Origin of the sequence: Parahaliea maris (genome assembly GCF_008064665.1) — a bacterium.
GTDB classification, from domain to species: Bacteria; Pseudomonadota; Gammaproteobacteria; order Pseudomonadales; family Halieaceae; genus Parahaliea; species Parahaliea maris.
In genome coordinates this window covers 75,238-97,767 of sequence record NZ_VRZA01000010.1, presented here as the reverse complement: position 1 = coordinate 97,767, position 22,530 = coordinate 75,238, and the positions used below count along the sequence as shown (strand labels likewise).

The window sequence follows — 22,530 nt, the reverse complement described above, 5'->3', positions numbered from 1 at the left end:
ATGATAACCAAAAGCGGCTGTGGGTGCAGGTCATCACCGTCGACTTTCGATCGGCCCCGGATCGGCGGATGCGCCCAGTACCTCCAGCATCGCCTGGGCCGCCACCGATAGCGGCGCGCGGCGCCGCGTCAACACCCCCACTTCACGGGTGATTGCGGGGGAACCGATGGTGCGAATAGCGGCGCCCATCTCCTCCACTTGCGCCGCGCTCAGGGAGGGCACCACGCTCACGCCGAGCCCCGCCGCCACCATACGGCCAATACTGACCAGCTGGTGTGCCTCGAAGGCCGGGGTCAGCGAGAGGTCGCGCTGCGCCAGTGCGCTGTCTACCAGCTGGCGAATACTCGACGGGCGCTGCAAGGCAATGTAGGACACATGCTGCAGGTCTTCCCAGCGCAACTCGCGCTTTTGCAGCAGGGCGTGCCCCAGTGGCAATGCCACCACCAACTGGTCCCGAAACAGTGGCTGGAACGTCAGGTCCTGGGCCTCTCCGGGGTCGAAGCTGACCCCCAGTTCCGCCCGCCCCTGGCGCACCATCTCCACCACACTCTCCGCCACAACGTCGTGCACCGTCACGTTGATATCCGGGTAGTCCCGGTGGAAACTCGCGAGGATTGCGGGCAGCCGGCTGGCGGTGAAGGTGGGCATGGCGGCAATATCGAACTGGCCACGGCGCAGGGCGAAGCGGTTGTGGACGTCGTCCAGGGCGCGATCCCAGTCGGACAGCAGGCGCCGTGCCGCAGGGTAGAACGCCTCGCCTTCCGGGGTCAGTGCCAGTGACCGGGTGGAGCGGGTGAACAGTTGCCCCCCCAGTTCATCCTCCAGTTTGCGGATACTGATGCTGAGGGCCGGTTGCGACAGGTTGAGCACCTCGCAGGCCTCCGCGAAGCTGCCGGAACGGGCCAGCGCCAGGAAGGCCCGGAGCTGCTTCACACTGACATTCATTTAATTTATCTATTAATCGATTATTTAATTACATTTGTTAAATATAAACTTCCCGGGCACTCTAGCGCAATGCACAGTCTGGTAGGCCCGGCGCCCGCTGCCCGCCTCCCGACTACAATCCTTGAACACCAATGTTCACAGGCACTTTCGACAGACCCAACAGGAGACAGCCATGTCTGGATTCGACAAGGTGGTAGGCAGCTACGAGGAAGCGATGGCTGGCCTGGAAGATGGCATGACCATCGTGGCCGGCGGTTTCGGCCTCTGCGGCATCCCGGAAAACCTGATCAAGGAGATCAAGCGTCGGGGCAACCGGGACCTGACCGTCGCCTCCAACAATGCGGGCACCGACGGCAACGGCCTCGGCATCCTGCTGGAAGACCGGCAGATCAAGAAGATGATCGCCTCCTACGTCGGTGAAAACGCTTTGTTCGAAGCCCAGATGATGAGCGGCGAACTGGAGGTGGAGCTGACGCCACAGGGCACGCTGGCCGAGAAGATGCGTGCCGGCGGCGCCGGTATCCCCGCCTTCTACACCGCCACCGGCTACGGCACGCCGGTGGGCGAAGGCAAGGAAGTGCGTGAATTCAACGGCCGTCACTACATCCTGGAAGAAGCCATCCAGGGCGACTTTTCCATCGCCAAGGCGTGGAAGGCGGACCGCATGGGCAATCTCATGTTTCGCATGACCGCGCGCAATTTCAACCCCATGGCGATCACCGCAGGAAAAATCGCCGTTGTGGAAGTGGAGGAAATTGTAGAGATCGGCGAACTGGACCCCGATGAGATCCACCTGCCGGGTATCTACGTCAACCGCCTGATCCAGGGCACCTTCGAAAAGAACATCGAAAAGCGCACCGTGCGCAGCGCATAAGGAGCATTCACCATGGCATTGACTCGTGAACAACTCGCCCAGCGCGTGGCGCAGGAATTCCAGGACGGTTACTACGTCAACCTCGGCATCGGCATACCCACCCTCGCCGCGAACTACATTCCCGATGGCATGCAGGTCATGCTGCAGTCGGAGAACGGCCTCCTCGGCATGGGCCCCTTTCCGCTGGAAGAGGAAGTCGACGCCGACCTGATCAACGCCGGCAAACAGACCGTGACCATGGTCAAGGGCGCCTCGATCTTCTCTTCCGCCGAATCCTTCGCCATGATCCGCGGCGGCCATGTCGACCTGACGGTTCTCGGTGCGTTCGAAGTGGACTGCCAGGGCAACATTGCCTCTTACATGATCCCGGGCAAACTGATCAAGGGCATGGGCGGTGCCATGGACCTGGTCGCCGGCGCCGACAATATCATTGTCACCATGACCCACGCCTCCAAGCACGGCGAGTCCAAACTGCTGGCGGAGTGCACCCTGCCCCTGACCGGCAAGGGCTGCATCAAGCGGGTTCTCACCGACCTGGCCCTGCTCGATATCGAAGACGGCAAATTCATCCTGCGTGAGAGGGCGCCGGGTGTGAGCGTCGAAGAGATCGCGAGCCTCACCGCGGGAGAGCTGGTGATTCCCGACAACGTTCCCGAAATGAACGTTTGACCCCCGAAGGCATCCCGGCTCCCGGGGTGCCTCACCGCCCCGGAATGACACGCGCCGGGGGCCTGGCGTAGAATGCGCGCCCCGACTTCCATCCAGGCACCCCCATGCCCCTGCTCAAACTCGACGCCGTTCAACTCCAGTTCGGCACCCACACCATTCTCGACCACGTGGACCTCACCATTACCCGCGGCGAAAAGCTGGGGCTGCTGGGTCGTAACGGCATGGGCAAAACCACCCTGCTGAAACTGCTGGCCGGTGAAATGGCCCCGGATGCCGGGGAGCGCTGGCTGCGCCCGGGCGTCAAACTGGCCCGACTCGAACAAACCCTCCCCGACGCCGATAATGCCTCGGTCTACGATGTGGTCGCCGGCGGCCTGCCGGAAGCTGGTGAGCTGCTCAAGGCCTACCATCACCTGTCGCTGCAGGGCGGCGATGTGGACATGAACGAACTGGCCCGGGTACAGCAGCAGCTGGAGACCGCCGATGGCTGGAACCTGCAGCAACGGGTGGAAACCACCCTCAGCCAGCTGCAACTGCCGGCCGACACCCCCATGCGCGAACTCTCGGGCGGCTGGCGCCGCCGGGTGGCGCTGGCCCGGGCACTGGTCTGCGAACCCGACATCCTGCTGCTGGACGAGCCCACCAACCACCTCGACATTCCCGCCATCGAATGGCTCGAGGGTCAGCTGCAGCAATACCGCGGCGCCCTGATCCTGATCACCCACGATCGCCGCTTCCTGCAGAATGTGGTCAACAGCATCGCCGAACTCGACCGGGGTCACCTGTCTGTATGGCGCGGTGACTACCGCGGATTTCTCGAGCACCGGGAGGCGGAGCTGGCGGCCGAAGAGCGAGCCAATGCACTGTTCGATAAAAAGCTGGCCCAGGAAGAGGTCTGGATCCGCCAGGGCATCAAGGCCCGGCGCACCCGTAACGAGGGCCGCGTTCGCGCCCTGAAGGCCATGCGCGAGGAGCGCAGCCAGCGCCGTGCCCGGGTCGGCAAGGCCAGCTTTGCCCTGGAAGACGCCGCCGGCTCCGGCAAAATCGTGGCGGAGCTGCAGGACGTCAGCAAGGCCTTTGGCGACAAGGCCATCCTGCGCAACTTCTCCACCATCATCCAGCGCGGTGACCGGGTGGGCATCGTCGGTGCCAACGGCGCGGGCAAATCCACCCTGGTCAAACTGCTGCTGGGCGAAATCGCCCCCGATAGCGGCACGGTCAAACTGGGGAGCAAACTGGAGATCGCTTACTCCGACCAGTTGCGCGGTGCCCTCGATCCCGAGAAGAACCTGATCGACAACGTCTGCGGCGGGCAGGAGTTCATCGACATCAAGGGCAAGCGCAAGCACGCCATCTCCTACCTCGGCGACTTCCTGTTCACCCCCGACCGGGTGCGCACCCCCGTGAAGGCCCTGTCCGGTGGTGAACAGAACCGTGCGGTGCTGGCACAGCTGTTCAGCAAGCCCGCCAACCTGCTGGTGCTCGACGAGCCCACCAACGACCTCGACATCGAGACCCTCGAACTGCTGGAGGAAATTCTCCTGGACTTCGATGGCACGGTGATCCTGGTCAGCCACGACCGGGATTTCATGGACCGGGTGGTGACCGGGTTGCTGGTGGTGGAGGGCAATGGCGTAGTCAGCGAACACGCCGGCGGCTACAGCGACTGGGAATCCCGCGGCGGCCGTTTGCTGGAGGCACCGCAGGAAAAACAGGCCGCACCCGCGCAGAAGCCGGCAACGCCAGCGCAGGCCACTCCCGCCAAGGCCCGCCAGAAGCTGTCCTACAAGGACCAGCGGGAACTGGATGCCCTTCCCGCCACTATTGAGAAGCTCGAACAGCGCCAGGCAGCCCTGGAGTCAGAAATGGCCAGTAGCGGCTTTTACGAGCAGGCACGCGAGCAGGTCGATGCCACTCTGAAGGAACTCACCGAAGTACAGGCGGACCTGGAAGCCGCCTTCGAGCGCTGGGCGGAGCTGGACGGCTAGTACACTCGCACCGGGGCTAGCCCAGGTAAGCCGCGATATCCACCTCGTCGATCTGGTCGGGAGACAGGTACTGTTCGGCGTACTGGCGATAGACCCCACTGGTCAGAAATAAATCGAAGAGATCCGGGTCGATGTGCTGCTTGTGCTTGAACCGGTGCAATATCGCCACGCACTCCGACAGGGGCTTGGCATCCTTGTAGGGCCGGTCGGCGGCCGTCAGTGCCTCGAAAATATCCGCAATGGCCACGATGCGAGCCGGGATCGACAACTCGGCATCTGTCAGTGCCCGGGGATAACCCGACCCTGCCAGGGTTTCGTGATGGGTACCGGCATATTCCGGCACACGACCCAGCTCCGGCGGCAACGGCAGGCGGTCCAGCATGACGATGGTCTGCACAATATGCTCGTTGATCTTGAAGCGCTCCTCCGCCGTCAGGGTGCCGCGCACGACGGTCAGATTATGTAATTCGCCAAGGTTGTAGAGGTACTCAGGCACCGCCATTTTGAACCCGTGGTGAGCGTCCTGGGCAGGCGTGTGAGCGCGCTCGATACGATGGAAGGGTTTGTCCGATAGCAACTGCTCTGCCGCCGGCAGCGCCTCTGCCGGCTCCGCGGTGCGCCGCAGCAGTTCCTCCCGGGACAGACCCAGGCGATCATCAAAGTGACGCTGCCACGGACGCTGACCGACCTCACGGAGACGCTCACGGGAAGCCTCATCGAGAAATTCGCTGCCCTGATTACACCCCGCAACGAAGGCGAACTCTTCCCGTAGCTGCGTTGCACGGCTATCGAAGTGTGCCTGCGCGGCGTCGGCGTCCCCGCCCTGCAGCACCGCCTCGAGCATGTCGATACGGGCGTCCCGCAGCAATACTTCAAAGCGGGTGCGGATCTCATGGATGCGATTGTTGATGGTTTCCAGCTTGGTGGCCTTGTCGACCACGTACTCCGGCGTGGTGACCTTGCCGCAATCGTGCAACCAGGCGCCGACCCGGAACTCGCGCCACTCCTCCTCGGTGTCGAAGGAAAAGGACGCCAGCGGTCCCTCCTCCACCTCGCAGGCCGCTTCCGCCAGCATGATGGCGATCTCCGGCACCCGGGCGCAGTGACCCCCGGTATAGGCACTCTTGGCATCAATAGCGCCGGAGACCATCTGGATCATCGAATCCACCATTTCCTTCTGCACGTCCAGCAACTGCAGATTCTCCAGCGCCACCGCAGCCTGCGAAGCCAGCGCCTCGATAAATCCGGTAATACGCTGATCGAAGGGCATCACTGCCCCGGAATCCGGGTCCAGTGCATTCACCAGTTCCAGCAGGCCGATCACCTCGCCCTCGCGGGGACGCAGCGGCACACAGAGCACCGTCGCCACCCCCAGCTCGCCCGCATCGGCGCCGTCGCTCATCTGCACGCTGCCGCTGCTGAGAGTCACCCGACTGAGTTCAGGTACCACACCCGGTATCTCCACCATCATCGCCCGACTCTGGAAAATGCCATGGGTCCCCAGAGTCGCCACATTCCACAGCGTCGTTGCGGAACTCGCTCGCCCACCGGCCTTTTCCGGCACACGCCAGTAGACTGCGGCCTGTTCGCAATCTGCGAGCTCTCGAGCGCTGGCGATGACCCGTTCCAGCAGGCGGTTGCGATCGTGTTCTCGCCCCAAGCGGATACCAAAGTCCACCAGGCGGGCGAGATTGCGTCGGGCCTCGCCAAAGCCCTCCAGCAGGGCGCTGGAAAGCAACAGCACCACCGTCATAAGCAAGCCGGCTGCAGGCGTTATCATGTCCAGCAACAATCCACCTCGCTGGAACGCGCTGAACCCGATGACCAGCATCACCAGCGCCAGCGCCAGGGCCATCGCCAGGCACCAGCGAGGTTGCTGCCGCATGATACGGGCCAGCCGGGAGTCCCGGCGCGGCACGAACCAGATCAGCGTGGCCCCGGCCAAAAGCAGCACGCCCAGTTCCAGCCATTTGGCCCAGCGGGGCCTGAGCAACAGGTCACCATCGAACATCGATTCCAGCAACTGCGCCTGGATTTCGATACCGGGCACCGTTTCCCCGAGGGCCGTCATGCGCCGGTCCGACAGCCCGGTGCCTGTCAGGCCAACCAGAACCAGACGCGAAGCCAGAACCTCCGCTGGCACGTCGCCGGCCAGGATATCGCTGGCCGACACATAGCGCGCCATGCCCTGCTCCAGGGGCGCGTAGTGCAGCCACAGGCTGGCGTCCGGCTGGGTCGGCACCGTCAGGTCGGCAATCGCGACTTCCCGCACGCCGCTGGCATCGCTGTTTATGCTGATCGCGGGCTGGCCAGTTGCGACCCGCAGCAGCTCCAGGGACAGGGCCGGCACCGCCTGACCGTTCAGCCCCATCACCAGCGGCAGGTTGCGCACCACGCCACTGGCAGCATCCATGCTCAGCAATGCCTGGCCGCTGGCTGCCGCCTGCAGCTGCGGCAGGCTGGCCAATACCCGGGGAAACTGCCTCAGGTACGCCAGTGGATCCTGACCCACCACCGTCAGGGGAACGGTGCGCATTCCCGCCGTTGTGGTAAAGGCGTCGAAATCGAACCCCGCTGCTCCCAGCACCACCGGCGCCCTGTGCATGGTGCTCGCCAGCACCACCTCGTTGTCCGGCAGTTCTGCCAGGGCAGCGGCCAGTTCGCGGTATTCGGGGCCGAGGCGCTGTGCCAGGTGCCCGGGAGAGGTGCGATCGGGCTCCGGCATGTAGAAATCCAGGCCAATCGCGGCGGGACCCTGGGCGTTGATCTGCTCCAGCAGGTTGGCCACCTGGGTGCGCGGCCAGGGCCACTGCCCATGGCTCTTCAGGCTCTTCTCGTCAATGGCAACGATGGTCACCGGCCGTCCACGGGCTTGCCGTGGGGTCATACGCTGGTAGTGGTCGAACTGGTAGAGCTGCAGCGAACGCAAGGGGGAACCCAGGCTCTCACCCACCGTTCGCAGCCAGCCGGGCTGGGCGGGGAGCGAGGCGGGCCACTCCGAACACAGGCTGAGCAACAGGAACAGTACCAGCGCAGTGGCCGACAACGGGCGCCCGCGGGCGGTGGACAGGAGTGTTCTCGCCCAGCGGACCAGCCTCGCCTCGCGGCCAAGCGCCAGAGTCTGTTCAGGGCCGCTGCCAGGCACGGGCGGAATTACCGGATCGACACTTCGACCCGCCGGTTGCGCGGCTCGGGCACGCCATCAGCCGTGGGCACCAGCAGGTCACGCTCCCCGCGCCCCGTGGCCTCGTAGCTTACCGGCCGCACACCGAAGGCACGCAGGGTCTCGATGACAAACTCGGCCCGCTCCAGGGACAACTCATCGTTGTACTGCGGGCTCGCCGTGGTATCGGTATGCCCGATCACCCGGATTTCCGGCGCCGGCCTGCTGGCGGCATCGGCTTTCAGCGTCTCCAGGGTCGCCTGGGAGGCAGGCACCAGCTCATCGGTACCCGGCTCGAAGTACAGCAGGTAACTGGTCTGGGGTTTCGGCTGTCCGGCCAGCAAGTCGCCGTAGCGGGTGGCCACGGCAGTGGCAGAGGTCCGCTCACTGGAGATCCCGCCGCTCTCACGCACACTCGCCACCTGGTAGGCCTGGTTGACCTCCCGGGTGCCGGTATCGGATTCCACGATCACCGCACCGACGCTGCCGTCCGCCTCCGGCAGCAGAATCACCCGGTCGGTCACCGGGTCATTGGGGAGGGCCTGTACCAGCATGAACAGTCCAACCAGCAGGATGATGGGCATCAGTCACTCCCCCCGGCTTCGAGGATAAAGCGGGTACCGCGCACACCGAGGGTGATCGTAGAGGTGCTGAAACGCACCGCCTCGGGAGAGGTCTTGGCGATGGAACCGGAAATGGCGGAGAGGGAACCGCGCTCGAGGCGCGCTTCGATGGCCCCCTCCCGGGTGCGGGGATCGAACTGGAAGTGTTCCAGCTCCAGCAGGGAATCGGGTCCGGCGGAGAGCACGGTGTTGTCCGCCAGGGTAATGCCCACCGAGCTGTCGCGCCCGGTGCGCAGACTGTCCGCACTGTAGAGCGACATACCGACCTGCGCCGGCAGCTCATTGCTCTCGCGCAGGACTGTGACATCGCCCTTGACGGTTTTGATCATGCCTGCGGCGTCCGCCGCGACCGCCCGGGGGCCCCAGATCACCAGCACAGCAAGCACCACTGCTGCCAGGCCGCCCATTACTCCACACTTCCTTCCTGATGCGCCCATAGCAGGCCCCTTCCAATGGCATCCACCTAATAGGTTTTAGTACAGACTGGGCAGGCTGCAATGCCAGGGACTGAATCTGGCGGCGCCCCTCAGCCCGGTGAATCACCAGCAGCCCGCTCTACAGGGGGCAAGACCAGCGATTCCAGCTGCTCGCGTTCAAAGGGCAGAGCCAGCGCGTGGCGAGCGCGTTCCCAGGCACACCGGGACTGGTGCACGGCGGCCGCGCGCAAAGCCTGGTCGTCCAGCCTGGCCAGGGAAGCCAGCGCCTTCTGTAGCCGCACCTGTACCGGCAGCGATCCGGCGCCGTCCCGGGACAGGGGGGAGAACAGGTCGTCCAGCAGGTCATCCACCGAGAGCCGGGGGAACCACACTCTCACCTCACCGTCGGCAATGTCGGCGTCCCAGGGTTCCGCCTCGATCCAGCGGGTCAGCAGGCGGGTGCCGCGGCCAATGATATCGATGGCGGTGCCCGGATCGTTGACCCCCGGGGACAGCGCGCGCGAGGCGATCTCGGCGAGTACGATCAGGCCGAAACGCGGGTCGTAGTCAAAGGTGCGGGTGGCGCCTATGGCAAAGGCCGCTCGAACCTGCTCCACCTCCAGGCTGTCACTGTCAGCGCCCGCCAGCTTCACCAGGGGGGAGGACAGATCCACGAACGCACCGGGAACCGCGGTGATATACAGGTCGACATCGCAGTCGCACGACAGCGCCAACAACGCGGGAACATCGATATGGCGCACGTAACCCACCTGCCCCGCGGTGACCTGGCGGGCACCCTCGGGAATGCGCGCCGCGATATCGTCACAGGGCTTTGCACCGAGCCCGGGGTGACGCGCCCGCTCCAGCAGTGCGGCGCAGGCCGCCGCCTCCACGCGCTCGGTGGTTTCACTCACTCGCACCAGGTGGGACAGGTGGTCTATCCAGCGCAACAGGGCAACCACAATCAGCGCGATCACCAGTACCGTGAACGCAAACAGCAACACATGCCCATGCTCCCCATAGACACCTGCGTTGAGGGCCACCAGCCCTACCAGACTGAACAGGAAGGAGCCGATAAACACGCCCAGGGCGTGACGGGTAGTTTCATTGTCCAGCACCAGCGTCGTGGCACGGGGGGAGGTGCTGCCGGTGATGGCACCGTGGGCGGTGACCATGGTGGCCAGCGAAAAGGTCGTGACTGCCAGCATGCTGGAAGCGAGGATACCCAGGACGCGATCGGCCGCCTCGGGCGTCACATACTGCGCAGCAATCGGTGGAATCACCGGTGCAATCAGGGCGGCGAGTAGCACCGACGCCAGTGCCGCCAGTGCGTAGAGCAGCGCAGTGAGCCAGAGCTGGCGCGCCAGTTGACGCGCCAGCCAGTGCCAGCGGGTACTGAGACTCACTGGCTCACCAGAGGGAGGTCAGCCCTGGAGCACCTGCCCGACAGCCCGGGCCAGGGTATCGATATTGCGCGCATTGACGCCCGCCACGTTGATTCGCGATGAGTCCAGCATATACACACTGTGCTCCGCCCGCAGCTTTTGCGCCTGCTCCTTGCTGAGGCCGAGGAAGGAGAACATTCCCTTTTCACGCTCGATGAAACCGAAGTCGCGGTCGGTTTCCGACTCCAGTTTACTGCGCAGTTCGCTGCGCAGGCCGTTGATCCGCTGGCACATGGCCTCCAGTTCCGCCTGCCAGTTGGCGCGCAGGGCAGCGTCGGACAGAATGCGTCCGGCGATGATGGCGCCATGTGCGGGCGGCATGGAATAGACCCGGCGCGCGGCGACCTGGGCCTGGCTCACCAGGGCCTCCGCCGAGGCGCTGTCCCGGCACAGGAACAGGGTGGCCCCGGTGCGCTCGCGGTACAGGCCCATGTTCTTGGAACAGGAGGCGGCAACGATCATCTCCGGCAGGCGGGAGGCCAGCAGACGCAGACCCGCCGCGTCCTGTTCCAGACCGTCGCCCAGGCCCTGATAGGCAATGTCGATAAAGGGCAGGAAGCCCTGGGCCTCCGCCATGTCCGCGATCACACCCCACTGCTCGATGCTGAGGTCGGCGCCACAGGGGTTGTGGCAGCAACCGTGCAGCAGCACCACATCACCGGCTTTGGCTTGCTTCAGATCTTCCAGCATGCCGTCGAAGTCAACGCCGTGGGAGGCAGGTTCGTAGTAGCGGTAGGTCTCGAACCTGAGGCCGACACTGCCCAGCAGCGGAATGTGCACCGGCCAGGTGGGATCGGATACCCAAACACGGGCCCCGGGTGCAGCGGCGGCGATCACCTCCGCCCCGATGCGCAGCGCACCACAACCACCGGGCGCCTGGATGCTGCTGACTCGGCCCGCCAGCAGGGCCGGGTTGTCGGCCCCGAACACCAGCTTCTGGATACCGGTATTGAAGGCGGGGTCGCCGGCGGCCGGCATATAGGCCTTGGTGGTCTCCTCGTCGATCAGCGCACGCTGGGCGAGTTGCACCGCCTCGAACACGGGGCAGACACCCGCCTCATCCATGTAGATGCCCACGGTCAGGTCGACCTTGTCGGGATTGCTGTCGGCACGGGCAGCGGCGGCCAGGCCCAGGATCGGGTCGGCGGGTAGCAGGGGTAGTTGGTCCAGCATGGTCAGTCTCCAGGTGTCAGGGCGCGCTTACATCTCCGCCAGCAGGGCGGTCAGCAATTGCCAGAAGGGGGCGACAGTGTCGATCTGCAGCCGCTCGGTCGGTGAGTGGGCACCGCGGATGGTCGGGCCAAAAGAGAGGATGTCCACATCCGCTTTCTTGCTCTTCAGAATCCCGCACTCCAGCCCGGCATGGATCGCCTTCACCTCGGGCACAAACCCGAACAGGCGCTCGTGCAAGGCCTTGCCCTGGGCCAGCAGCGGGCTGTCGAAATCGGGCTGCCAGCCGGGATACCCGCCCTCAGAGGTGACTTCCAGCCCCGCGAGTCGGCCCAGGGACTCCACCTGCCGGCGCAGGGGCAGGGACTGGTCGTAATTGAAAAAGCGCAGGCTCGATTCCATGAACAGCGCACTATCAGCCAGTTCGACCCGGGCCAGGTTGATGCTCAGGTCGACCAGGTCAGCCGGCTGCGCCAGGTTGTAGGACTGGGCCCCGTGGGGGAATACCGCCAGCAGGTCCAGCACCGCGGTGCTGTCTGCCGGGCTCAGAACCGGGCAGGGTTGTGCCGGTTGCAGGGTCGCCTGCAGGCCGTGGTCGGCCTGGGGCAGGTAGCCCAGCCAGTGTCCGGTCAGGGTGTCGAGATGGGCCGCCAGGGCTTCGGCGCCAGAGGCGGGGCAGGCAAACCAGACATCGCCCTCCCGGGGGATGACATTGTGGGCAATGCCGGACTGGAAACGGCTGAGCTGCACGCCCTCTACGCCCTGCAGGAAGTCCGCCAGCAGCTTGATCGCGCTGCCCAGCTGCTCGTGTATCTGGATGCCCGAGTGGCCGCCGGAGAGGCCCTTGAGGTTCAGGTGGAAGAAGGCCAGCTCCGGCGCTTCCACGGTCGGGTACTGCTTGCGGAAGGTATGGCCGCCACCGCCGGCACAGCCCACATAGAGCTCGTTCCAGTCCTCGGTATCCAGGTTGAGCATGCGGGTGCCGCTGAGCAGGCCGGCGTCGAGTTCCACCGCACCGCCGAGGCCGGTCTCCTCCTCGATGGTGAACAGCAGCTCCAGCGCGGGATGGGAGACGCTGTCATCGGTCATCACGGCCAGGGCGGCGGCACAGCCCATGCCATTGTCGGCGCCCAGGGTGGTGCGGTCGGCTTTCAGCCAGCCGTCTACCACCTGCAGTTGCAGGGGGTCGCGGCTGAAGTCGTGTGCCTTGTCTTCGGTTTTCACGGTGACCATATCCAGGTGATTCTGGATGATCACCGTACCGTCACCCTCCCGGCCGGGGCTGGCCGGCACATAGACCACCAGGTTGCCGACGCTGTCGGTCTTCCAGGTGCAACCGCGGGCCTCGGCCTGGTCGATCACGTACTGGCGCACCGCGGCCTCCTCGCAGGAGGGGCGGGGGATCTGGGTAAACTGGTAAAAGTGCTCCCAGATATGGGCGGGAGCCTGGGGATAGTGCTCGGGTTTCATGGGACCTCCAAAAAGGGCGGCGATTATACCCGAGCCTGCGCCGCCATTAAACGCGGCGCAGGTACCCGCAGCCTACATGAAGACGAATTTGGCCAGGAAGATCGCCGCCAGGAACCAGGCCCCCGGGGAGATATCCGTTCTCCGACCGGTAAACAGTTTGATGGCCACATAACTGATGAAGCCCACCGCAATACCGTTGGCGATGGAGAACGACAGGGGGATCATGACAATGGTAATCAGCGCCGGCACCACCTCGGTGGAGTCCTGCCACTCCAGGCCCTGTACCCCGGTGAGCATCAGCATCGCCACGTAGACCAGGGCTCCCGCCGTGGCGAAGGCCGGCACCATACTGGCCAGCGGGGCAAAGAAAATGGCCACCAGGAACAGGGTACCCACGGTCACCGCGGTGAGCCCGGTGCGGCCACCCGCCGCCACCCCGGCGGCACTTTCCACATAACTGGTCACCGGCGCGCAGCCCAGGAAGGCACCGAGGACGCTGGAAGTGCTATCGGCCTTCAGGGCGCGATCCATGTTCTCGATATTGCCACTGGCATCCACCAGGTTGGCCCGCGTGGCCACCCCCAGCAGGGTACCTGCGGTGTCAAAGAGGTTGACGAACAGGAAGGCGATGATGACGCTGGTCATCGCCACGTCGAGGGCCCCGAGGATATCGAGTTGCATAAAGGTGGGGGCGATACTCGGTGGCGCCGCCACCAGGCCGCTGTAGGTCACCTCACCGGTGACCAGGCCCAGCACGGTGATGGCCAGGATGCCGAGGATAATGGCGCCGTGCACCTGGCGGATAGACAGGATGGCAATCAGCACGAAGCCCAGGCAGGCCAGTGCCGGGCCGGTCTCGGTCAGGTCACCCAGGGTGATGAAGGTGGCGTCGGAGGCAACGATGATACCGCCGCTCTTGAGCCCGATGAAGCCCACGAACAGCCCCACTCCCGCAGCCATCGCCACCCGCAAATCAAGGGGGATACTCTCCAGCATCCAGCGGCGGATACGGGTAACGCTCATGATCACGAACAGCACACCCGCCAGGAACACCGCTCCCAGGGCGATTTGCCAGCTATAACCCATGTCCGCCACCACGGTGTAGGTAAAAAAGGCGTTCAGGCCCATTCCCGGCGCCAACCCCACCGGCCAGTTGGCATAAAAACCCATGAGGTAACAGGCCAGGGCGGATGCCAGGCAGGTGGCGACAAAACTGGCCTGGGGATCCATGCCGGCGGATGCCATCATCTGCGGATTGACGAAGATGATATAGGCCATGGTGACAAAGGTGGTGGCGCCGGCTATCAGTTCCGCGCGCACCGTGGTCTGGTGTTCAGACAACCTGAAATAGCGCCCGATCAGGCCGTGGTCCTTTTTCTCCATGGTATCCCCTGTTGGAGCTCATGTTATTTTTTGCGCCCTGGGGCGGCCCCCGGGCTGTCATTGGAGCGCGGTGCCCGAGAGGTTGAGCCCCCAGGGGTTGCGAGAGTGTACGGAATCCCCCGGCGGGGCACCATAGGATGACCGCCTATGCTAATCTTGCCGCATTCTCAACGCGCCAGAGGCCGCCGCATGGAAAAGCACTACATCAGCGCCCAGCAACTGCTGGAAGATTCTTTTCGCCTGGCCTGGCAGGTCTACGAGAGTGGCTACCGCCCCAACTATATCGTCGGCGTGTGGCGCGGCGGCGCCCCCGTAGGAATCGCCGTACAGGAGTTGCTGCACGTACTGGGGGTGGATTCGGACCACATTGCCATCCGCACCTCGTCCTACAGCGGCATCGACCAGCGCAGCCGCCACGTGCAGGTTCACGGTCTCACCTACCTGATCAAACGGCTGGAGTCAGAGGACTCCCTGCTGATTGTCGATGACGTGCACGATTCCGGCCTGTCCATCGACCAGACCATCAAGGACCTCGAGGCCGCCTGCAAAAAGAACACGCCGCACATCCGCGTGGCCACGCCTTACTTCAAGCCGGGGCGCAACAAAACCAGCCGGGTGCCCGACTACTTTGTCCACCAGACCGACGAGTGGCTGGTGTTCCCCCATGAAATCGACGGCCTCAACACGGACGAGATCAGGGCGTACAAACCGGAACTGGCGTTCCTGGGGGACAAACTGGAACGGCTGGGCCAGAAGGATTGAGATTCAGTGCCGGGTATAGGCCCTGATGACTTCAGCGTGCCGGGGGAAGGACTGCAGCAGTTCGTCCCGCTCTCCGAGCGTCATGTCGGCATAGTCAAAGCCTGGCGACACCGCCTCTGATATCAGGCCGTAGTCGCCCTCAGGCAGGTGTGACGCCTTCCAGATCCCCCCTCGTACCACCAGTTGCAGGCGCTGGCCGGCCGCCAGGTCAGGCCCCAGCACCGCCGTTTCCAGTCGCCCGTCGGGATGGATCATGTAGTAGTGCACCGGCGCCCCGAGGTGCCAGTAGTGGATGATATCCGAGCGATTACGATGCCAGTGACCGATAGGCGAATCCTCGGTGAGCAGGTAGTAGATTGAGGTCAGCGTGTAGCGTTCTCCCGCTTCGGTATCGATTTGCGGCCGATGGTCGGCCTGAAAGGTGCGACTGAAATAACCGCCCTCCACATGGCCCTCGAGCTGCAGCTCCCGGATGATCGTTTCCCGGTCTGGCATGTTCGGCCCATTGTTCATGGTCCCATCGCTCATGGTCCCCTCCCCCAGTGCTCCGGCGCCGGCGGCGCACAGGCACCCGGCTGCCAGCATTTTCAACCAGATGCTCATTGTTTGGCCTGCTGCGCCAGGGCAGCGCGAATTTCCGCACTGCGCTCGGCGACCGCCTTGCGCAGTGCTGCCTCGTCCATACTCAGCACCCGACGTTCCTCCATCAGCACGGTCCCGGCGACCACGGTGCTGACGACGTCGGTACTGTCCAGCACATAGACCAGGTGGGAAGTGACATCGTACAGGGGTTGGTGCCGGGTCTTGTCAACAGCCACCTGGATCAGGTCCGCCTGCAAACCGGGCTTCAGCTGGCCCACCTTGTCCCCCATGTGGATCGCGGCCGCCCCCAGCCGGGTCGCCATCGCCAGGGCCTGCCCGGCAGGCAGTGCCGTGGGGTCGCCGCTGGCAACCTTGTGCAACAGGGCCGCCATGCGAATCTCTTCCCACAGGTCGAGGTCGTTGTTGCTGGCCGCGCCATCGGTACCGAGGCCTACATTCACCCCGGCCGCCAGCATCTCCGGCACCGGGGAAATTCCTGCCCCCAACTTCATATTGGAGGTCGGGTTATGGATGGCACCCACGCCGCCCTGCGCGGTAAGTGCGATGTCCTCAGCGTTCAATTGCACCATGTGGGCAGCAATCAGGGGCTGCTCGAACATCCCCAGCCTCGCCGCATGCTGTACCGGTGTCGTCTGGTAGTGCTCGCTGACAAATTCAGTCTCTGCCGGTGCCTCCGCCAGGTGCATGGTAATAGGCGCCTGTAACTCCGCCGCCTTCTCCACGGTCGCTCGCAGGTGTTCAGGCACCACGGTATAGGGGGCATGGGGTGCGAAGGCCGGCGTGATACGCGGGTGTTTACCCTGCCAGCGGCGCACGAAATCCTCGGCCGCGGCAAAAGAGTCGTCCCAGCCTTTGAAACCCGGACTGGGATAGTCGATGTGAGGGGCGCCGACGACCGCCCTGAGGCCGCAGTCCGCCACGACGGAGGCGATCTCATCGGGATAGAAATACATGTCCACAAAGGTGGTGGTGCCGCCGCGGATCATTTCCCAACAGGCGAGCCCGGTGCCGGCGCGAATAAAGTCCGGGGTCACGAAACGCCCTTCCATGGGGAACACGTACTGGTTGAGCCAGGTCATCAGGTCGAGGTCATCGACCATGCCGCGAAACAGGGTCATGGCGGTGTGGGTGTGGCCGTTGATCAGGCCGGGCATGACCACCCGACCGGCGCCTGGCAGGGTCCGGCTGGCGACAAAGCGCGCGTCGATGTCCTCCCGCGTGCCCACCGCAACAATTCTGTCATCATCGACCACCACCGCCCCGTCCAGGATCTCGGGTCGGGATGGGTCCATGGTGAGCACATAATCACCGTACACAATCAGGTCGGGAGCAGGTGCTGCCAGCACCGGAATGCTCGACACCAGCAGGCAGGCAGCAATCTGCCTCACAAAACGAATCCTCACGATTTCATTCCCCCTGTCCTGTGATACCCGGCCGAGCCAGCCGGCCGGGGCGGGATTTCTGGTACTTTTGCTGAATCGGGCTGCGAGTTCCCGAATTGGGAGGTAAATTTTGCACACTATGTGCCAATAACACCAGTTGGGGTCAGCAGAACCCTGCACAGTACTTACACTCACTACAACGACAACAATCGTCATTCCCGGTAGGAGACTCCCCATGACAAGGTACATCCCCAAGCGCCTGGCCCTGGCCACCGCCACCGCAGCGGTAATCGGCTCGACCCCGGCACTGGCCCAACTGGAAGAAGTGATCGTTACCGCGCAGAAACGCGAACAGAGCCTGATCGACGTCCCGCTGTCGGTCGCTACCATGTCCGGCGAGCGCTTTACCTCGCTGTTCGAAGGCGGCGCCGACATTCGCGGCCTCTCTGCCCGGGTCCCGGGTCTGTACGTGGAGTCTTCCAACGGCCGGGTAGCCCCGCGTTTCTACATTCGCGGTCTGGGCAACATCGACTTCGACCTCGCCGCCTCCCAGCCGGTCTCGGTGATCATGGACGAGGTGGTCAAGGAAAACGTAGTACTGAAGAGCTTCCCCCTGTTCGATATCGACCGGGTGGAAGTCCTGCGGGGGCCACAAGGCTCCCTGTTTGGCCGCAACACCACCGCCGGCATCGTCAAGTTTGACTCCAACAAGCCGACCTACGAACCCGAAGGCCACGCCAAGGCAGACATCGGTACCCTCGGCACCACCAACTTCGAGGGCGCCCTGAGCGGCGGCCTGACCGATACCCTGGCGGGCCGTATCGCAGTGCTGTACCAGAGCCGGGAAGACTTCATCGACAACGGTTTCACCGGTGAGGACGATGCCCTCGGCGGCTTCCGCGAAAAGGCTGTCAAAGGCTTCCTGCTGTACGAGCCCAACGACCGCTTCTCCGCCCTGCTGGGCGCCCATTCCCGGGACCTCGACGGCACCGCCGCTGTGTTCCGCGCCAACATCTTCGATACCGGCAGCAATGAGCTGAACGACAACTACGACCGCGACACCGTATTTTTCGACGGCGGCGACAACAACCCGCAGGAATACGAGAACACCGGCTTCAACCTGAAACTGGACTACGACATCGGCGCCACCACCCTGACCTCCATCACCTCCTGGGAAGAGGCCGAAGGCCGCAGCCTGGGTGATATCGATGGCGGCTTTGGCGCCGTGTTCCTGCCGGTGATGGGACCGGGCTTCATCCCCTTCCCCTCGGAAACCCAGGATGCCGCCGACACCGACCAGCTGACCCAGGAGCTCCGCCTCGCCAGTAACAGCGACGGCGCCTTCAACTGGCAGGTGGGCGCGTTCTACTTCGACTCATCCCTCGACGTGGAAACCGACCCGGGGTTTGTGCCTCCCACCACCGTCAGCCACGAAAATACCACCTGGGCCGTATTCGGCCAGGGCGACCTCGCCCTTGGTGACTTCTGGACCCTGACCGCCGGCATTCGCTACACCGAGGATGACAAGGACCTGACGGCGCCCGGATACGACGTCAGCACAGGCGATGAAGATATTAGCGGTGACCTCGCCCTGTCATTCGCCATCAGCGACAACAGCACCCTCTGGGCCAAGGTGGGCACCGGCTTCCGTGCTCCCACCATTCAGGGCCGGGACGTGGCCTTTGGCAACCCGCCTTCGGTGGCCGATTCCGAGACCATCGTCTCCTATGAGCTGGGTTACAAGGCGGAACTGCTGAGCAACCGCCTGCGGATCAACACCGCCGTGTTCTACTACGAAGTGGACGACATGCAATTCACCGCCGTGGGTGGAGCAGACAACTCCATCCAGCTGGTGAACGCAGAACAGGGTACCGGCCAGGGTATCGAACTCGACGTTGAGTGGGCAATTACCGACCAGCTCCAGGTCACCTTCGGTGCGGCCTATGCCGACACCGAAATCGAGGACCCGGCTCTGCGTGTGGGCGCATGCGGCTCGGGCCTGTGCACCGTTGTCAATCCAGTGGATGACCTGGGTGTGATCGTGGATGGCAACCCCTTCCCCAACGCCCCGGAAACCACTTACAACTTCACCCTGTCCTACACCGTACCGGTGGGCAAGGAATCAGAGCTTTTCGCCTTCACCGACTGGTCCTACCAGGGTGATACCCAGATATTCCTCTACGATGCGGTGGAATTTAGCACCGAGGACCAGTTCGAAGGCGGTGTCCGCCTGGGCTGGCGCCTGCGTGACGGCGCCTACGAAATCGCCCTCTTCGGCCGCAACATTACCGACGAGGAAAACGTCCAGGGCGCCATCGACTTCAACAACCTGACCGGCTTTACCAACGAGCCGCGGGTCTGGGGTGTGTCGCTGGCCACGCGCTGGTAAGCGCGACGGACGATAGCCGTACCTGACGCCATCTTCTACACTGAAGTCTGGCCCCGCAAAAACCCCGGTACGCCGGGGTTTTTGCTGTGTGCTCCGCCGCCATCCGCAGGTGGCCTGCTGTGATTGCAGTACCCGATACAACAACAAGAGAGGGTTTGAATCATGTTCATCGTCGAAAGCTACGCCACCGCAGTGGCGCTGTGCCTGGTCACCATGCTGTGCTGGGGATCCTGGGCCAACACCCAGAAGCTCGCCACCCAGGAATGGCGCTTCCAGCTGTTTTACTGGGACTACTCCATCGGCGTACTGCTGCTGGCGCTGCTGCTGGCCTTTACCCTGGGCAGTAGCGGAGAGGCGGGGCGCAGCTTCGTGCCCGATATTTCACAGGCCGGTGGTCACGCCATCACCATGGCCCTGCTGGGAGGCGCGGTGTTCAACCTGGCCAATATCCTGCTGGTGGTTGCCATCGATATTGCCGGTATGGCGGTTGCCTTTCCGGTCGGCATCGGCCTCGCCCTGGTAATCGGTGTGCTGGCCAATTACGACCCGGCCCAGGTGCACAACCCTGCCCTGCTGTTTATCGGCGTCGGGCTGGTAGTGGTGGCGATCATACTGGACGCCGTGATCTACCGGCGGATTCCGGGGGACAGGGCAGCGGGGGTCGGCAAGGGGCTCACCATTTCGGTCATTGCCGGCATCGCCATGGGCTTTTTCTACCGCTTCGTTGCCCAGTCCATGTCGTTTGATTTCGCCAACCCCGAGGCGGGCCTCATGACACCCTACTCCGCCGGGGTGGTGTTTTCCGTTGGCCTGCTGGCCTCCAACCTGCTGTTTCTGCTGCCGCTGATGTACAAACCCATCACCGGCGAGCCGGCGCCCCCCGGGGACTACATCACCCGCGGCAGCACCCGTTTGCACCTGGTCGGCATGCTGGGCGGGGCCATCTGGGCGACCGGTTTCTGTTTCAACATTATCGCAGCCGGCAAGGCGGGCTACGCGGTCTCCTACGGCCTGGGCCAGGGGGCGACGATGGTCGCTGCCTTCTGGGGCGTCTTTATCTGGAAGGAATTCCGCGATACTCCGGCGGGAACCAACCCCCTGATTGCCGCCATGTTCGCCTGCTTCCTCATCGGCCTCGGCATGATCATCTATTCCAACCTCTAGGGAGCAAACCGATGGGACGACTGCTGGTAGTCGGATCCAGCAATACCGACATGATCCTGCAGGTGCAGAACCTGCCACGGCCCGGCGAGACCGTACTCGGGGGCCAGTTCAGCACCGCCCCCGGCGGCAAGGGCGCCAACCAGGCCGTGGCTGCGGCGCGTGCCGGTGCGGATGTCAGCCTGGTGGCCCGGGTCGGTCGGGACAGCTTCGGCGAGCAGGCGCTGGCCGGCTTCGCCGGCGATGGCATCGACACCCGCCACTGCAGCGTAGATGACAGCGCTCCCTCGGGGGTTGCCCAGATACTGGTATCCGCCGCCGGCGAAAACTGTATCGGCGTGGCACCCGGCGCCAACGCGACCCTGGCCCCCCGCCATCTCGATTCCGCCAGCGAGGCCTTTCGCAAGTGTGCCGTTGTCCTGCTGCAACTGGAAACGCCGCTGGCCACGGTGGAGCGGGCAGCCGCGCTGGGCCGCGACGCCGATGCCGTGGTGATCCTCAACCCTGCCCCTGCCTGTGAATTGCCAGACAGCCTCTACCCCCTGCTCGACATGATTACGCCCAACGAAACGGAGGCAGAACACCTCACGGGCATTCGGGTGACGGATGAGAGCAGTGCCGCAGCGGCGGCCCGGGTACTGCACAAGCGGGGCGTCACGACCGTACTGATCACTCGCGGCGCCAGCGGTGTGTACTTGTCCCGCGAGGCTGGGCAAAATGCAGTGACCGGCGAGAGCTTCCCCGCCTTCGAGGTCGACGCGGTAGACACCACCGCGGCGGGTGATGTTTTCAACGGCTGTCTGGCGGCCGCCCTGACCCGGGGTGAGACCCTCGAGCGCTGCGTACGTTTTGCCCAGGCCGCGGCCGCGCTCTCGGTGCAGGTTCTGGGAGCACAAACCAGCGCCCCTGATATCGCCGCCATAGACGCATTTTTCCAATCTCACTGAATCACCAAGGACACCACCATGCGCCGATTCATCAGCTTCTTCGCCCTGCTCCTGGCGGCGACCGTTCTTCCCGCCCAGGCCGCGGAAGGCCCTATTCCCGTCAAGGTCGTTGTTGTCACCATGTTCGAATCCGGTGAGGACAGCGGCGACGAAGCCGGCGAATTCCAGCGCTGGAACGAGCGCCTGCCGCTGGACAAGGTGTTCCCGGCTCCCCACATGCACCATGACATTCACTACAACGAAAAACTCGGTGTCCTGGGCATCGTGACCGGCATGGGTACCGCCAATGCCGCCGCCAGTGTCATGGCACTGGGGCTCGACCCCCGGTTCGACCTGAGCAAAGCCTACTGGCTGGTTGCCGGGATTTCGGGTTTTGACCCTGCGGACGCCTCGCTGGGCTCCGTCGCCTGGGCGGAGTACCTGGTGGATGGCGACCTCGCCCATGAGATCGACGCCCGTGAAATTCCAGAAGACTGGGATACCGGCTACTTCCCCCTGTTCAGCCAGGGGCCCGGGGACCCGGATCGCAAGAGCTACAATCTCGGCGAGGTGTTCCAGCTGAACAGCGACCTGGTGGAGTGGGCCTACCAGTTCACCCGGGACATGCAGCTCCCCGATGATCCGGCCCTGGCAGCGACCCGCAAGCTGTACCCGGAGTACCCGGTAGCCCAGCGCACCCCCTTCGTGTTGAAGGGTGACCAACTGGCCGCGATGACCTTCTGGCACGGCAAGCTGATGAACGACTGGGCCAACGAGTGGACCGACTACTGGACCAACGGCGAGGGCGAATTTGTCTCTTCCGCGATGGAGGATACCGGCACCTTCCAGTCTCTGACCTACCTCCACGAGGCAGGCAAGGTCGACAAGAACCGGGTGCTGGTGCTGCGCACTGCCTCCAACTTCACCATGCCGCCCACGGGCAAAACCGCTTCCGAATACCTGCGGGAAGAACAGCACGACAGCTATGCCGGGCTCGACGCGGCACTGGAAAACGCCTTTCTGGTGGGCAACAAGGTGGTGCAGGAAATCACCGGGAACTGGTCCAGATACGCGGGGGCGACGCCGCGTCCGGAGTGAGTTCCCGTTGCGCTTCGCCATTTTTTCACAATTATCGACTGTACTTTTTACGTCACTTGACAA

At 64.0% G+C, this 22,530-nt stretch carries 18 protein-coding genes; 8 read left to right on the top strand and 10 right to left on the bottom strand.

Annotation, left to right across the window (positions count from 1 at the left end; all coding sequences use genetic code 11):
* Positions 1-33 precede the first annotated feature (33 nt).
* The gene (locus FV139_RS19920; protein ID WP_235898735.1) at positions 34-933 is read right to left on the bottom strand and encodes a LysR family transcriptional regulator; all 900 of its coding nucleotides are present in this window, start codon (positions 931-933) and stop codon (positions 34-36) included.
* A 184-nt stretch (positions 934-1,117) separates the two neighbouring features.
* Here FV139_RS19920 and FV139_RS19915 point away from each other — a divergent pair, with 184 nt between their 5' ends.
* The 3 genes from FV139_RS19915 (at position 1,118) to FV139_RS19905 (ending at position 4,476) form a co-directional block, all read left to right on the top strand.
* Positions 1,118-1,819, top strand: a complete 702-nt coding sequence (locus tag FV139_RS19915) for a CoA transferase subunit A (RefSeq protein ID WP_148070250.1) — start codon at positions 1,118-1,120, stop codon at positions 1,817-1,819.
* 12 nt (positions 1,820-1,831) lie between these two features.
* A complete protein-coding gene (locus FV139_RS19910) occupies positions 1,832-2,488 on the top strand; it encodes a CoA transferase subunit B (RefSeq protein WP_148070249.1) in 657 nt (218 codons plus the stop codon).
* A 104-nt stretch (positions 2,489-2,592) separates the two neighbouring features.
* Positions 2,593-4,476: an ATP-binding cassette domain-containing protein gene (locus tag FV139_RS19905; RefSeq protein WP_148070248.1), complete on the top strand. Its 1,884-nt coding sequence runs from the start codon at positions 2,593-2,595 to the stop codon at positions 4,474-4,476.
* 16 nt (positions 4,477-4,492) lie between these two features.
* Here FV139_RS19905 and FV139_RS21165 read toward each other — a convergent pair whose 3' ends face one another.
* From FV139_RS21165 to FV139_RS19870, 7 genes are all read right to left on the bottom strand, one after another.
* Positions 4,493-7,621: a CHASE2 domain-containing protein gene (locus FV139_RS21165; RefSeq protein WP_148070247.1), complete on the bottom strand. Its 3,129-nt coding sequence runs from the start codon at positions 7,619-7,621 to the stop codon at positions 4,493-4,495.
* An 8-nt stretch (positions 7,622-7,629) separates the two neighbouring features.
* A complete protein-coding gene (locus FV139_RS19895) occupies positions 7,630-8,223 on the bottom strand; it encodes an OmpA family protein (RefSeq protein ID WP_148070246.1) in 594 nt (197 codons plus the stop codon).
* Positions 8,223-8,669: a FecR family protein gene (locus FV139_RS19890; RefSeq protein ID WP_148070245.1), complete on the bottom strand. Its 447-nt coding sequence runs from the start codon at positions 8,667-8,669 to the stop codon at positions 8,223-8,225. The genes FV139_RS19895 and FV139_RS19890 overlap by 1 nt, the downstream gene beginning before the upstream one ends.
* A gap of 119 nt (positions 8,670-8,788) precedes the next feature.
* The gene (locus tag FV139_RS19885; protein WP_148070244.1) at positions 8,789-10,084 is read right to left on the bottom strand and encodes a DUF2254 domain-containing protein; all 1,296 of its coding nucleotides are present in this window, start codon (positions 10,082-10,084) and stop codon (positions 8,789-8,791) included.
* Positions 10,085-10,102: 18 nt separating this feature from the next.
* Positions 10,103-11,296: an amino acid aminotransferase gene (locus tag FV139_RS19880; RefSeq protein WP_148070243.1), complete on the bottom strand. Its 1,194-nt coding sequence runs from the start codon at positions 11,294-11,296 to the stop codon at positions 10,103-10,105.
* Between the two features lie 27 nt (positions 11,297-11,323).
* On the bottom strand, positions 11,324-12,763 hold the full coding sequence (pepD, locus tag FV139_RS19875) for a beta-Ala-His dipeptidase (protein WP_148070242.1): 1,440 nt from the start codon (positions 12,761-12,763) through the stop codon (positions 11,324-11,326).
* A gap of 72 nt (positions 12,764-12,835) precedes the next feature.
* Complete coding sequence (locus FV139_RS19870; RefSeq protein WP_148070241.1) at positions 12,836-14,146, bottom strand: NCS2 family permease; 1,311 nt, start codon at positions 14,144-14,146, stop codon at positions 12,836-12,838.
* Positions 14,147-14,335: 189 nt separating this feature from the next.
* Between FV139_RS19870 and FV139_RS19865 the strand changes: the two genes are divergently transcribed.
* On the top strand, positions 14,336-14,908 hold the full coding sequence (locus tag FV139_RS19865) for a phosphoribosyltransferase (protein ID WP_148070240.1): 573 nt from the start codon (positions 14,336-14,338) through the stop codon (positions 14,906-14,908).
* 3 nt (positions 14,909-14,911) lie between these two features.
* Here the strand turns inward: FV139_RS19865 and FV139_RS19860 are convergent, their stop codons facing one another.
* Positions 14,912-15,511 (bottom strand): cupin domain-containing protein, encoded by a 600-nt coding sequence (locus FV139_RS19860; protein WP_235898734.1) that lies wholly within the window; start codon positions 15,509-15,511, stop codon positions 14,912-14,914.
* On the bottom strand, positions 15,508-16,899 hold the full coding sequence (locus FV139_RS19855; protein WP_187276662.1) for an amidohydrolase family protein: 1,392 nt from the start codon (positions 16,897-16,899) through the stop codon (positions 15,508-15,510). Before FV139_RS19855 ends, FV139_RS19860 begins: the two co-directional genes overlap by 4 nt.
* Positions 16,900-17,128: 229 nt before the next feature.
* On the opposite strand from FV139_RS19855, the gene FV139_RS19850 reads away from it, so the two are divergent.
* The 4 genes from FV139_RS19850 (at position 17,129) to FV139_RS19835 (ending at position 22,467) form a co-directional block, all read left to right on the top strand.
* Positions 17,129-19,282 (top strand): TonB-dependent receptor, encoded by a 2,154-nt coding sequence (locus FV139_RS19850; protein ID WP_148070238.1) that lies wholly within the window; start codon positions 17,129-17,131, stop codon positions 19,280-19,282.
* A 162-nt stretch (positions 19,283-19,444) separates the two neighbouring features.
* Positions 19,445-20,446 carry a multidrug DMT transporter permease gene (locus tag FV139_RS19845; RefSeq protein WP_148070237.1) on the top strand — a complete coding sequence of 334 codons (1,002 nt, stop codon included), beginning with the start codon at positions 19,445-19,447 and terminating at the stop codon, positions 20,444-20,446.
* Positions 20,447-20,457: 11 nt separating this feature from the next.
* On the top strand, positions 20,458-21,390 hold the full coding sequence (gene rbsK / locus FV139_RS19840) for a ribokinase (RefSeq protein ID WP_148070236.1): 933 nt from the start codon (positions 20,458-20,460) through the stop codon (positions 21,388-21,390).
* A gap of 18 nt (positions 21,391-21,408) precedes the next feature.
* Positions 21,409-22,467: a purine nucleoside permease gene (locus tag FV139_RS19835; protein ID WP_148070235.1), complete on the top strand. Its 1,059-nt coding sequence runs from the start codon at positions 21,409-21,411 to the stop codon at positions 22,465-22,467.
* Positions 22,468-22,530: the final 63 nt, after the last annotated feature.

Coding starts and splice junctions, on each gene's coding strand:
- FV139_RS19870 (WP_148070241.1), bottom strand. CDS start 14,146: ATGGAGAAAAAGGACCACGGCCTGATCGGGCGCTATTTCAGGTTGTCT.
- rbsK (WP_148070236.1), top strand. CDS start 20,458: ATGGGACGACTGCTGGTAGTCGGATCCAGCAATACCGACATGATCCTG.
- FV139_RS19880 (WP_148070243.1), bottom strand. CDS start 11,296: ATGCTGGACCAACTACCCCTGCTACCCGCCGACCCGATCCTGGGCCTG.
- FV139_RS19835 (WP_148070235.1), top strand. CDS start 21,409: ATGCGCCGATTCATCAGCTTCTTCGCCCTGCTCCTGGCGGCGACCGTT.
- FV139_RS19865 (WP_148070240.1), top strand. CDS start 14,336: ATGGAAAAGCACTACATCAGCGCCCAGCAACTGCTGGAAGATTCTTTT.
- FV139_RS19845 (WP_148070237.1), top strand. CDS start 19,445: ATGTTCATCGTCGAAAGCTACGCCACCGCAGTGGCGCTGTGCCTGGTC.
- FV139_RS19890 (WP_148070245.1), bottom strand. CDS start 8,669: ATGGGCGGCCTGGCAGCAGTGGTGCTTGCTGTGCTGGTGATCTGGGGC.
- FV139_RS19850 (WP_148070238.1), top strand. CDS start 17,129: ATGACAAGGTACATCCCCAAGCGCCTGGCCCTGGCCACCGCCACCGCA.
- FV139_RS19915 (WP_148070250.1), top strand. CDS start 1,118: ATGTCTGGATTCGACAAGGTGGTAGGCAGCTACGAGGAAGCGATGGCT.
- pepD (WP_148070242.1), bottom strand. CDS start 12,763: ATGAAACCCGAGCACTATCCCCAGGCTCCCGCCCATATCTGGGAGCAC.
- FV139_RS19895 (WP_148070246.1), bottom strand. CDS start 8,223: ATGCCCATCATCCTGCTGGTTGGACTGTTCATGCTGGTACAGGCCCTC.
- FV139_RS19905 (WP_148070248.1), top strand. CDS start 2,593: ATGCCCCTGCTCAAACTCGACGCCGTTCAACTCCAGTTCGGCACCCAC.
- FV139_RS19860 (WP_235898734.1), bottom strand. CDS start 15,511: ATGAGCATCTGGTTGAAAATGCTGGCAGCCGGGTGCCTGTGCGCCGCC.
- FV139_RS19910 (WP_148070249.1), top strand. CDS start 1,832: ATGGCATTGACTCGTGAACAACTCGCCCAGCGCGTGGCGCAGGAATTC.